This is a genomic window from uncultured Thomasclavelia sp. (assembly GCF_944324745.1).
Taxonomy (GTDB): domain Bacteria; phylum Bacillota_I; class Bacilli_A; order Erysipelotrichales; family Coprobacillaceae; genus Thomasclavelia.
In genome coordinates this window covers 24,927-35,980 of the sequence record NZ_CALUXO010000073.1, presented here as the reverse complement: position 1 = coordinate 35,980, position 11,054 = coordinate 24,927, and the positions used below count along the sequence as shown (strand labels likewise).

13 protein-coding genes and 1 tRNA gene are annotated in these 11,054 nt (G+C 31.8%); 2 read left to right on the top strand and 12 right to left on the bottom strand.

Features of this window, described 5'->3' with window-relative positions; genetic code table 11:
• Window position 1 precedes the first annotated feature (1 nt).
• From Q0K54_RS09265 to dapF, 5 genes are all read right to left on the bottom strand, one after another.
• Window positions 2-1,183 (bottom strand): hypothetical protein, encoded by a 1,182-nt coding sequence (locus Q0K54_RS09265; protein WP_294580468.1) that lies wholly within the window; start codon window positions 1,181-1,183, stop codon window positions 2-4.
• Between the two features lie 232 nt (window positions 1,184-1,415).
• A complete protein-coding gene (locus Q0K54_RS09260; protein ID WP_294580466.1) occupies window positions 1,416-2,603 on the bottom strand; it encodes an aspartate aminotransferase family protein in 1,188 nt (395 codons plus the stop codon).
• Between the two features lie 2 nt (window positions 2,604-2,605).
• The gene (locus Q0K54_RS09255; RefSeq protein ID WP_294580463.1) at window positions 2,606-3,739 is read right to left on the bottom strand and encodes a M20 family metallopeptidase; all 1,134 of its coding nucleotides are present in this window, start codon (window positions 3,737-3,739) and stop codon (window positions 2,606-2,608) included.
• A 9-nt stretch (window positions 3,740-3,748) separates the two neighbouring features.
• Complete coding sequence (dapD, locus tag Q0K54_RS09250; RefSeq protein WP_294580461.1) at window positions 3,749-4,453, bottom strand: 2,3,4,5-tetrahydropyridine-2,6-dicarboxylate N-acetyltransferase; 705 nt, start codon at window positions 4,451-4,453, stop codon at window positions 3,749-3,751.
• A 17-nt stretch (window positions 4,454-4,470) separates the two neighbouring features.
• Window positions 4,471-5,304: a diaminopimelate epimerase gene (gene dapF, locus Q0K54_RS09245; protein ID WP_294580459.1), complete on the bottom strand. Its 834-nt coding sequence runs from the start codon at window positions 5,302-5,304 to the stop codon at window positions 4,471-4,473.
• 279 nt (window positions 5,305-5,583) lie between these two features.
• Here dapF and nrdD point away from each other — a divergent pair, with 279 nt between their 5' ends.
• The gene (gene nrdD, locus Q0K54_RS09240) at window positions 5,584-5,862 is read left to right on the top strand and encodes an anaerobic ribonucleoside-triphosphate reductase (RefSeq protein WP_294580456.1); all 279 of its coding nucleotides are present in this window, start codon (window positions 5,584-5,586) and stop codon (window positions 5,860-5,862) included.
• 24 nt (window positions 5,863-5,886) lie between these two features.
• On the opposite strand, the gene Q0K54_RS09235 is transcribed toward nrdD, so the two are convergent.
• The 5 genes from Q0K54_RS09235 to Q0K54_RS09215 all read right to left on the bottom strand — a co-directional run bounded on the left by Q0K54_RS09235 (window position 5,887) and on the right by Q0K54_RS09215 (window position 9,398).
• Window positions 5,887-6,642, bottom strand: coding sequence for a nitroreductase family protein (locus Q0K54_RS09235; RefSeq protein WP_294580454.1), 756 nt, complete (start codon window positions 6,640-6,642; stop codon window positions 5,887-5,889).
• 1 nt (window position 6,643) lies between these two features.
• Complete coding sequence (locus tag Q0K54_RS09230) at window positions 6,644-8,248, bottom strand: ABC-F family ATP-binding cassette domain-containing protein (RefSeq protein WP_294580451.1); 1,605 nt, start codon at window positions 8,246-8,248, stop codon at window positions 6,644-6,646.
• A 165-nt stretch (window positions 8,249-8,413) separates the two neighbouring features.
• Complete coding sequence (locus Q0K54_RS09225) at window positions 8,414-9,022, bottom strand: manganese catalase family protein (protein ID WP_294580448.1); 609 nt, start codon at window positions 9,020-9,022, stop codon at window positions 8,414-8,416.
• Window positions 8,980-9,267, bottom strand: coding sequence for a spore coat protein CotJB (locus Q0K54_RS09220; RefSeq protein ID WP_294580444.1), 288 nt, complete (start codon window positions 9,265-9,267; stop codon window positions 8,980-8,982). Before Q0K54_RS09220 ends, Q0K54_RS09225 begins: the two co-directional genes overlap by 43 nt.
• A complete protein-coding gene (locus Q0K54_RS09215; protein ID WP_294580440.1) occupies window positions 9,264-9,398 on the bottom strand; it encodes a spore coat associated protein CotJA in 135 nt (44 codons plus the stop codon). The genes Q0K54_RS09220 and Q0K54_RS09215 overlap by 4 nt, the downstream gene beginning before the upstream one ends.
• A 197-nt stretch (window positions 9,399-9,595) precedes the next feature.
• On the opposite strand from Q0K54_RS09215, the gene Q0K54_RS09210 reads away from it, so the two are divergent.
• Window positions 9,596-9,669: transfer RNA gene (locus Q0K54_RS09210), tRNA-Trp, on the top strand.
• Between the two features lie 78 nt (window positions 9,670-9,747).
• On the opposite strand, the gene Q0K54_RS09205 is transcribed toward Q0K54_RS09210, so the two are convergent.
• Both Q0K54_RS09205 and Q0K54_RS09200 read right to left on the bottom strand, forming a co-directional pair.
• Window positions 9,748-10,302 carry a zinc ribbon domain-containing protein gene (locus Q0K54_RS09205; protein ID WP_294580438.1) on the bottom strand — a complete coding sequence of 185 codons (555 nt, stop codon included), beginning with the start codon at window positions 10,300-10,302 and terminating at the stop codon, window positions 9,748-9,750.
• A gap of 84 nt (window positions 10,303-10,386) precedes the next feature.
• Window positions 10,387-11,031, bottom strand: a complete 645-nt coding sequence (locus Q0K54_RS09200) for a zinc ribbon domain-containing protein (protein WP_294580436.1) — start codon at window positions 11,029-11,031, stop codon at window positions 10,387-10,389.
• Window positions 11,032-11,054: the final 23 nt, after the last annotated feature.

Here is an 11,054-nt window from a genome sequence, read left to right as displayed (position 1 = left end):
CCTATCTAATTTTTTTCAACTCACTCGTAAGTATGACTTGTGAATGTTTTTTCTTTTCATTATAACGACTAATAATCCGATTAATTGCTACCTGAGCCCCTTCAACATTTGGTGAAGCTAATATTAATGAATATTGCGTCATATTAAATTTAGAAAAAACATCATTTTTTCTTAAACTGCTAGCGATTACCGCTTTTAAAATATCAGCTTCTTTCGATAATTCTTTATCACTTAGACTATGACTTTGATCAACCACGGTCAACAAAGCTAAAACTCGCGCTTTCATTGTCCGTCTGGCTGAACGAACATTAATTTGATAAATATTTTTAAAAACATCAAAATCACAATAAAAAGTTCGTTCATTGACTCCATCATCAGCTAGATTTCTTTCTAGCTCTTCAACATTTATTTGTGAAGATGATGACGTATCAATGATCATATGATAAATTTCTTTAAATCGATTAGAAACTTCCACCCCGTATTTACTGTAATAATAATCAACAATCTGCCGATAAAATTGCAAAGCCTGATCAATTTTCTTGGTCTTATAAAAAGCATATAACTTCATTTCATAAATACGCGTATCCATTATTTTTTGACAATTAGGATGATTACAAATTTTCAATACTTCTTCGTATAAATTATTACTAGCCAACTGATTTAAAGTGCTGAGTAAACCATCTAAACAATTTCTTTCCAAAGTATTATTCATCTGAATGATCCAGTCATTATAATTAAAATCTGGTAAAAACTCATTGCGATAACGATTGATCATTTCTAAACATAGTTCATATTTACGAAACAAATCATTTTCTTGATTAACTTTATTACTGATTTTAATTAATTCCTCATAATCAACTGTGCATTCAACCTCTAAATTCCAAAAATAACTGTGCCCCTTAGATTTAATAATTGTTATCCCGTTAAACAATTTTTTAAATTCCTTTCGGGCTCGATAGACCAGATTTCTTAAGGCCCCTTCTGGCTTATCAGAGTTACCATCAGGCCATAAAAAATCTATCAGTTGCTGATTATTGATTGTATAGTTACGATTGAGTATTAAATAAACTACTAATAATTCCACTTGAATGCTGCGTCTTTTTTCTTGTGGAAAGGTACTATTACCATTAGTAACAGATAACTTACCTAAAGTGTTAACCTGTAAGATATCTTTATTTACCATAACATTACCTCCAGTCTCTTTTAATTATATAATAAAAAAAAATCGCTTAGATTTAATTAGAAAGCGCTTTTTTTTTAAATCGGCAGTTAAATCAACCAAAAATAACCATTTTATAACCACCTGTTATAATTATATTTTTTGACTTTTATGATTAAAATTTTAAACCACAAAAATTTACTTTTATAAAGTTAACATAATTTGATCATAAAAAAAGGCATCTATAACAAGATGCCTACTGATTAACTTCTTCAATTGTTTCAGTTAAAATTTTAATCATTTCATCTACATGTTCTTCAGTAATGATAAATGGTGGTAACATTCTAATTACATTAGCACCTGCAGTTACCATGATCAAACCTTTATCTAACATTTTTTGAATATAATCTTTAACTGGATGATCAAATTCTAGACCAATCATTAAACCTAAACCACGTTTTTCTTTAATGCAATCATATTTTGCAACTAATTGATCTAATTGTTCATGTAAATACTTACTAATTTGTTGTACGTGTTCCAAGATATGATCTTTTTCAATAATCTCAAATACAGTACGACAGGCAGCTCCAGCCATTGGGTTTCCACCATAAGTTGAACCATGATCACCTGGTTTCATCGCTGCTGCTACCTTTTTATTAGCAACAAAAGCGCCCATTGGAAAACCAGCTCCAATTCCTTTAGCCAGACAAACAATATCTGGTAAAAGATCATATTGGAAATATGTCATAATTGTTCCGGTTCTACCCATACCACATTGGACTTCATCTAAGATCATGACAATATCATGTTCATCACATAATTGTCTAATTCCTTGTAAGAATTCTTTAGTACAAACGTAAACACCACCTTCACCTTGAACTGGTTCTACGATAATGGCAGCTGTTTTATCTGTAATTAATTTTTTTACAGATTCTAAATCATTAATATCGCCATATTTTACACCACCGATCAATGGTCCAAAAGCTCTTTGATAATTAGGATTTCCAGTTAAAGTAACTGATCCAGTTGAACGACCATGGAAAGAATGATTTAAACTGATAATTTCGCTATCAGCTTTACCATTTTTTTCATAATAATATTTACGTGCTAATTTTAAAGCCCCCTCAGTAGCTTCAGTTCCACTGTTAGTAAAGAAAACTTTATCTAATTTAGTCGCTTTAACTACAGCTTCAGCCGCTTCAATAGCTTCAACACTATTAAAATAATTAGAAATATGCATTAAACGATGTACTTGTTTTGTCAAAGCTTCACTATAAGCTGGATAATCATGCCCAAAGGAATTAACCCCAATTCCTGAATAAAAATCCAAATATTTTTTTCCATTTACATCATATAAATATACACCCTTACCATGATCAAATGTAATATCATAACGACCATAAGCATGCATTAAACTTTGATTTGCTCTTTCATAATAGCTCATTTTTATTCCCCCAATTTTATCTTACTGGCAATTTGATAGTAGATATCAATTGCTGGTAATAATAGTTCTTCATCAAAATTAAACGTTTCTGTATGCAAACCACTAGAATATCGATCCGTTTTAGTGCCAACATAGAAAAATATTCCTGGCACTTCACGTTGATAGAAAGCAAAATCTTCAGCTAACATCACTGGTTCTTTTAATTCTTCATAATTATCACCAGCTAAGTTAACAAACTGGCGATATAAATCATAATCATTTAAAACCGGTGGATACATCGGTGGACAACTAAACTCTATTTTACAGCCATAAGCTTCTTCAAAACCATGATTGATTGATTGCATCGTATCAGTAATCTTTTTAAATACCGCTTCACTATAAGTCCGAACAGTTCCTTTAAAGATTGTCTGATCAGGAACAATATTTCTAACAGTTCCACCTTGGATTTCACCAATATTAATAACACAACTTTCAACTGGTGAAATTACCCGTGTTAATATCGTTTGATATTGACAAATCAGCATACTAGCAATAACGATTGAATCAACTCCTAAATGATATAATCCAGCATGGGCACTTTTTCCGATTACTTTAACATCTAATTCCCCGTTTTGAGCCATCAATGGTCCGGGACGACAGGCAATCTTTCCTGCTTCGATCGTTGGCATTAGATGTAAACCAAAAATAGCAGCTACATGATATTTTTTTAAAATACCTTGCTGACAAATTAAATTAGCTCCACCGGGTGATTCTTCAGCTGGCTGGAAAATTAATAAAATATTGTAATCAAAATCTAAAGATCCTTCACTTAGTTTTTTGGCAAATCCTAACATAGTTGCCATATGTCCATCATGACCACAGGCATGCATATAACCCTCATGATGTGAAGCAAAATCACAACCAGTTTTTTCAGTTATATTTAAAGCATCCATATCAGTTCTAAAGGCGACGGTTTTTTCTTTTTTTAAATCAAGATAAACTAACAAACCCGTTTCTAAAACCGATATTGGCTGGTAACCCATAGCTTCCAATTCTTGTCTTAAATAAGCTGAAGTTTGATATTCCTGTAAGCCTATTTCTGGTATCTGATGTAAATCACGACGCCATTTTTTAACGCTTGATAAAAAATCATCCATGTTGATCACCTAAATCTTTCTCAAATCATCCATTAATTGTGTTTTACTTTCAGTTTTTTCATCTTTTTTCTCTTTAACAATTCTAGCTGGATTTCCAACTACTACTGCTCCAGCTGGAACATCTTCAGTAACAATTGATCCGGCACCAACAACGGCTCCTTTACCAATTCTTACTCCTTCTAAGACAACTGCATTAGCACCAATTAAAACATCATCTTCAATAATTACTGGTGTAGCACTAGGTGGTTCAATGACTCCAGCTAACACAGTTCCTGCTCCAACGTGGCAACGTTTTCCAACTTCAACACGACCACCTAAGACAGCACCCATGTCAATCATTGTTCCTTCACCAATTTTAACGCCGATATTAATAACTGCTCCCATCATGATAACAGCATTATCACCAATAGTAACATGTTCCCGGATAAAACATCCTGGTTCAATTCGAGCATTGATATTAGTCATATCAAGCATTGGAATTGCACTATTACGACGATCTTGTTCTAAATAAGAATCACTGATTTTATCTTTATTTTCTTCCATATATTCTTTAACTAAATCTAAATCACCAATACAAACACGACTTTCAGGTGTTCCAAAAATTTTAAATTTAGAAGTAGCTGGTAAATCGTGACCATTTAAATAAACTTTAACTGGTGTTTGTTTTTTAGCTTCACCAATATATTTAATAATTTCTTCTGCACTATTTAACATTTATCTTTCTCCTTTATTTAAATTTCAATTGTCCCCTCAAAAACATTAGTAGCAGGACCGGTCATAGTTATTGTATCACCATTATACTCTATTTCCAAACATCCGCCTAGTAATTCAACTGTAACTTTAGGACCAGTATAATGATTTAAATAACTGGCATACATGGAAGCACATGCTCCAGTACCACAAGCCATTGTTTCACCAGAACCCCGTTCCCAAACTCGCATTTTGATATACTTATCATTTACGACCTTAACAAATTCAGTATTGACTGATTCGGGAAACATTGGGTGATGTTCAAAATCAGGGCCAATTTTTTCTAAATCTAACGATTCTAAATCATCAACAAATGTGACTGTATGGGGATTTCCCATTGATATCGTTGTCAAATAATATTGATTATCGCCAATTGTAACTAGATCATTGATCATCGTTTCTTGATCATAGATACAAGGTACTTCCTGACATTTAATAATTGGTTTTCCCATACTGACTTTAGCACCAACACATTTATCATCTTTAAAAACTAAATCAACTTCCCGAAGACCAGCTTTAGTTTCAATTTTTAGATGATGTTTATCACTTAAATGATGATCATAAATAAATTTGCAAAAACAACGAATCCCATTACCACACATCATTGCTTCACTGCCATCACGATTAAACATGCGCATTCTAAAATCATATTTATCAGATGGTAAAATAACGATCATGCCATCACTACCAATTCCAAAATGACGATCACTAATCTTGGAAATAAATTCTGGATCTAGCGGTACTTCCTGATTAATGCCATCAATATAGATGTAATCATTTCCGATACCTTCCATTTTAGTAAAATGAAGTTTCATAAGCCCTCCTGTTTCTAATATTTACAAGATTTTATCAAATTGAGCCTCTTTTTTCAATACATTGATGGTTGAACTTGATCGATTAATCATATTTATTTTAATTATTACATATTCTATTATGGTGATTGCTTTGAAGTATATGTTTAAAAAAGTCAATCGAGTATTATTTATTTTACTGTTTACCTTGATTTTGATGATTCTTCATTATTGGTGGTAATGGTGCATATTAAATGTAATTTTTATAAAAATAGTTATAATAATAGTAGAGGTGATAATACTATGGAAGAAATCAATAATGTAGAAGTTACTGTAAAAAATGGGGCTATGGATGAAGAAGAAATTAAGGCATATATTGATTATTTGGAAAATAAATTTCCAAATGAAACTTTAAAATCTCTAACAATTAAGATTGATGGTGATGAGGTCGATTTAGATTATGTCTTCAATCCTCCAAAATTTGAACGAATCAGACGAATTACTGGTTATTTAGTTGGTACTTTGGATCGTTTTAATGACGCCAAAGCAGCTGAAGAAAGAGATCGAGTTAAACACGCATAAATGAAAAAATAGCATGATATCATGCTATTTTTTTTCATTATCCCATTGTTCAATCCATAATTTAGCACTACGAGTCATTTCTTCAATAAATGGATTAGTCCATTTTCGATTAAAGATATCATCGACAATTGCTTTACCACCATTTTGACGATTTAACTTTTTCGCTTTATCATCAAACATTTTAGCAAGCTTATCATCATCAAACTTTTCATATTGATCAACACTGACAACATATTTAGCATCAAAACGAGCTGGTTTTTGACGATTAGCCTGTTGCTTGGTTGGATACCCCATAACTAACATACCTACTGGCGCTGTATATTGAGGCAAGTTCAAGATTTCTTTATGAGTTTCATATTGTTCAATGATATCACCAATAAAGCAGCTACCAATTCCTAGGCTTTCACCAGCTACTACAGCATTTTGCGCTGCAATTAAAGCATCACTATAAGCTAGTAAAAAATCTCCTGTTGATGGTGTTCGTACGTTAGCACCTGGTTCATAGTATTTAAAAGCATCATACCACTTTTGATAATCTGCCACAAAAATTAGTACTAATGGTGCTTTGGCAATAAATGGTTGATTATCGCAAGTTTTAGCTAACTTATCTTTCAATTCTTGACTTTGAACATCAATAATTGAATATAAAGTCATATTACCAGCTGTTGGTGCTTGAATTGCGGCATCGATGATCAACTGTTTTTTTTCAGGTTCAATCAGTTTATCAGCAAAAACTCTGACTGATTTTCGAGCAAATAATTCCTCTATAGTTTTATTCATCTTAATTCTCCTTTTCTAGATTTTCTTTATAATCCAAATATTCATCAAATGTTGATAACCGATCAATAATACCATCGCTATTAAATTCAATAATACGATTAGCAATTGTTTGCACAAATTGATGATCGTGACTAGTAAATAAAATATTTTCTTTAAAATTAATTAATCCCTGGTTTAACGCCTGAATCGTTTCCAAATCTAAGTGGTTAGTTGGTTCATCAAAAATCAAGACATTAGCTTCGGACATCATCATCTTAGCAAGCATACAACGAACTTTTTCACCACCAGATAACACCTTGGCTTTCTTTAGGGCTTCTTCACCGGAAAACAACATTCTTCCCAGCCAGCCTCTTAAATCTTGTTCATATTCATCTTTAGTTGAAAATTGACGTAACCAGTCAACTAAGGTCAAATCACAATCATTAAAGAATTCTGAATTATCTTTAGGGAAATATGATTGACTGGTAGTTACTCCCCATTGATATGTTCCGCTATCAGCTTCTAATTCACCAGTAATGATCTTAAAGAAAGTTTCTGTTGCTTTGCTGTCGCCAACGAAAGCGACTTTTTCTTTGGGATTGATTGAAAAACTAACATTGTTTAATAACTTAACACCATCGATTGTTTTTGATAAATTTTCTACTTTTAAAACAATATTTCCAACTTCTCTCCCTGGTTTAAAAGCAATAAAAGGATAACGACGCATCGATGGTTTTAAATCAACCATCTCTAAATTGTCTAACAGTTTTTTTCTTGAAGTCGCTTGCTTAGCTTTAGATGCATTAGCACTGAAACGAGCGATGAACTGTTCTAATTCCTTTTTCTTAGCCTCGGCTTTTTTGTTGATTTCTTTAGCTTGTTTTAATTGTAATTGACTATATTCATACCAGAAATCATAATTTCCGACATATAACTGAACTCTGGAATAATCAATATCCACAATATGAGTACATACTTTATTTAAGAAATAACGGTCATGGCTAACTACAATAACAGTATTTTTAAAGTTCATTAAAAAGTTTTCTAACCAACGAACACTTGCCATATCTAAGTGGTTAGTAGGTTCGTCCAATAATAAAACATCAGGATTTCCAAATAATGCCTGAGCTAATAAAACTTTAACTTTTTGATTAGCTTCTAGTTCTTTCATCTTTAATTGATGATATTTTTCATTAATTCCTAATCCATTAAGTAAAATTTCGGCATCAACTTCAGCATTCCAGCCATCCATTTCCGCAAATTCACCTTCAAGTTCCGCTAATTTGATTCCATCTTCATCAGTAAAATCAGCTTTAGCATATAACTTTTCTTTTTCTTGCATAATATCATATAAACGGGTATTTCCCATGATAACCGTTTCTAAAACTTGATTTTCATCATATGCAAAGTGGTCCTGTTTTAAAACTGAGATTCGTTTATTAGGTTCTAAGATAACTTCACCTTTGTTAGGTTCCACTTCTCCTGATAGAATTTTTAAAAAGGTACTTTTACCAGCGCCATTAGCACCGATAATTCCATAACAGTTTCCTTCAGTAAAATTAATATTAACTTTTTCAAATAAGACGCGATCTCCGTATTGTAACGCTACATTTTGTGTTGCAATCATATATCAATCTCCTTTTTACAAAGTTACTCTATTATGGCATAAAACATTGATGAAATCAATGATAATTACTAGATAAAATAAAATCCAATAATATCGTCTTGTTTTCTTTTTATAATAATTATTTTTTGATTACAGATATAAAAAAAGAAGCTCAAATTTGAGCTTCTAGTTACATCTACCATTTTTAAATGATGGATTGAAAGCATAGTAATTTTTACTATCTAATTTCTGTTTAACTAATTCTAAAGCTTCGCCAAATCGTTGATAATGAACGATTTCGCGTTCTCTTAAAAAGCGAATTGGTTTTCTGACTTCTTCATCATCAACCAAAGCTAAGATGTTATCATAAGTTGTCCGGGCTTTTTGTTCAGCCGCCATATCTTCAGTTAAATCAGTAATTGGATCGCCTTTAGATTGGAAATAAGCACAGGTAAATGGCACATCATTAGATCCCTGAGGGAAAATACCTAAAGTGTGATCAACAAAATACTTATCAAAGCCTTGTTCTTTGATTTGATCAATCGTTAAATCAGTAGTTAATTGATATAATATTGCACTGATCATTTCAACATGGGCCAATTCTTCAGTTCCTATATCAGTAAGCAGTGCCTGAATTTCTGGATAAGGCATAGTATAACGTTGAGATAAATATCTAAGTGCTGCTCCTAACTCACCATCAGGTCCACCTAATTGATCAATAATTACCGCTGCTGCTTTAGCATTTGGTTTAGTTATATTGATTGGATATTGCAATCGTTTTTCATACAACCACATGCTCTATCACCTACCCATGGCCATGGTGCAGTTAAATAATCATTTTTATAAGCGTCTATCTCACGATTAATTAATGCATGTCCTTGTTTTTGATATTCATCTTTAGCAGCTTTTAAACGAGTTGTGGCTTCATGAAAATAGTTCATCGCTTCTTTATCATCAGGATGTGTATCAATAAATAAAGCCGCATCCTGAACAGCAAAGTCCAACATCATAATTTGCATTAAGGGTTCATTGGTATTCATCGCTGCAATTCCCCCCACGGCATATCCAATTCTTCAAAAATGGTTCCTGTATTAAAGGCTCTAATAATTGGATATATCATTTGAAACTTCTGGTATTTGATTGAAGAAATACCTAATTCAAGTTTATTCATTTAATTCCTCCTTCTACCTTACCTTATGAATAAAAGAAAGAGAAATATAGGTATTAATCATTATTTTTGATCATTAATTTTTATAATGAAAACAAAACATCATATTTATGATACTTCAGCAACTTTTTACAACAATTATTCAATTTTTTATTTACATTTTTTCAAAATCATGATATTATAGTGTGGCAGTTGGAAATAGAGGTATAGTTCAATGGTAGAATACCGGTCTCCAAAACCGTTGATGTGGGTTCGACTCCTACTACCTCTGCCATTAGTCAGTGTCCTTGATTTATCAAGGTTTTTTATTTATAAAAGGGTCATTACTTCAATTTAGTAATGACCCTTTTTCCTATTTGATTTTTGTTCCACAATTAGTACAAAAACGCTCATCAGCAGTTAATATTTTATTGCAATTAGGACATCTCAATATTTTAGTTTCGGTATTATTCGCATCTTGGTTTTGTAAATTAGCTCCACACTTTGTACAAAACTTCTGCCCCTCTTTAACAACTGCTCCACAATTAAAACAAGTAGGAGTTATTGGCTTTTCCTCTTTAACTAGTTCGTCATCAAAAGTAAACTGTTTGCTTGAAGGCATTAATCGAGTACCACAAATAGTACAAAATTTTTGTGAAGCACTAGCCCGAGCACCACAGTTTGGACATATTACTTCATTTGTTTTAGTTGCAGTTTCACTCGTTAAATCATTTAAATTGGTTCCACAGACAGTACAAAACGCTTGTCCTTCATTTACTTTAGCACCACATTTAGGACATCTTTTTTGATTTAAACAGGCAGTTATTTGATTAACTAACGACGTTAATTGTGGCATAGGATCATTGGCAGCTTCTTGATAATAGGCTTTTCCTAATTCTAAATATAATTTTTCTAATTCTTTATCCATAAAAATTCTCCTTTTATTATAAATAAAACATTGCCTCAAAACTAAGTTATTAGTCATTGATCAATGTTTTAATAATTTTTTAAATTAATCAAATGATGAAATAGCAGTTGGATCAAGATACCATTCATTATCTACTTGAATAACAACAAGGGTACCATTATTATTGGCATTATCACTAGCTGATACTGTATTTATCGTTATATCTAAGCGTTTAGCTGCCACGATATTTAAATCAATATCAAAGTTAGTTTTATTACGATTAATAATCTCACTAACTTCATCATTACTACAATCATATACGTTATCGATGGTATAACTAATGTCCATACCATCAAATTGACTAAACAAATTATCAGTAATCGTCTTGGAAAATAGACTGCCCATTTGACGAATATCAATTCCTACTTCTTCATATTTATCATATAATTCATCAGGAAATACTGATAAAATGGTATCAAGATCTTTTTCTTCAATTCCAGTTACCAAATTATCTAATGGTATTTGATAATCTGCAGTAGTAGTTGAATCTTTAATGAAAAATTGATATCCAAAGAACCCAATAATAACAACAGCAACAACTGCTAAAAGATAATAAATCTTTTTATTTTTCTTTTTTATATTTAAATCATTTGCATTGTTATCTATTTCTTCTTGGACTACTGGCATTCCACATTCAGGACAAAACATGGCATCTTCAGGTATAATAGCTCCACATTTACGACAGTACATATTAGCCCTCCTTTAAGTAAGAA

What these genes read in the sequence shown, in the direction of transcription:
- dapF (WP_294580459.1), bottom strand. Translation starts at nt 5,304, where the DNA reads ATGAAACTTCATTTTACTAAAATGGAAGGTATCGGAAATGATTACATC.
- Q0K54_RS09205 (WP_294580438.1), bottom strand. Translation starts at nt 10,302, where the DNA reads ATGGATAAAGAATTAGAAAAATTATATTTAGAATTAGGAAAAGCCTAT.
- Q0K54_RS09215 (WP_294580440.1), bottom strand. Translation starts at nt 9,398, where the DNA reads ATGAATAAACTTGAATTAGGTATTTCTTCAATCAAATACCAGAAGTTT.
- Q0K54_RS09230 (WP_294580451.1), bottom strand. Translation starts at nt 8,248, where the DNA reads ATGATTGCAACACAAAATGTAGCGTTACAATACGGAGATCGCGTCTTA.
- Q0K54_RS09220 (WP_294580444.1), bottom strand. Translation starts at nt 9,267, where the DNA reads ATGAATACCAATGAACCCTTAATGCAAATTATGATGTTGGACTTTGCT.
- Q0K54_RS09260 (WP_294580466.1), bottom strand. Translation starts at nt 2,603, where the DNA reads ATGAGCTATTATGAAAGAGCAAATCAAAGTTTAATGCATGCTTATGGT.
- Q0K54_RS09235 (WP_294580454.1), bottom strand. Translation starts at nt 6,642, where the DNA reads ATGAATAAAACTATAGAGGAATTATTTGCTCGAAAATCAGTCAGAGTT.
- nrdD (WP_294580456.1), top strand. Translation starts at nt 5,584, where the DNA reads ATGGAAGAAATCAATAATGTAGAAGTTACTGTAAAAAATGGGGCTATG.
- dapD (WP_294580461.1), bottom strand. Translation starts at nt 4,453, where the DNA reads ATGTTAAATAGTGCAGAAGAAATTATTAAATATATTGGTGAAGCTAAA.
- Q0K54_RS09265 (WP_294580468.1), bottom strand. Translation starts at nt 1,183, where the DNA reads ATGGTAAATAAAGATATCTTACAGGTTAACACTTTAGGTAAGTTATCT.
- Q0K54_RS09225 (WP_294580448.1), bottom strand. Translation starts at nt 9,022, where the DNA reads ATGTGGTTGTATGAAAAACGATTGCAATATCCAATCAATATAACTAAA.
- Q0K54_RS09200 (WP_294580436.1), bottom strand. Translation starts at nt 11,031, where the DNA reads ATGTACTGTCGTAAATGTGGAGCTATTATACCTGAAGATGCCATGTTT.
- Q0K54_RS09255 (WP_294580463.1), bottom strand. Translation starts at nt 3,739, where the DNA reads ATGGATGATTTTTTATCAAGCGTTAAAAAATGGCGTCGTGATTTACAT.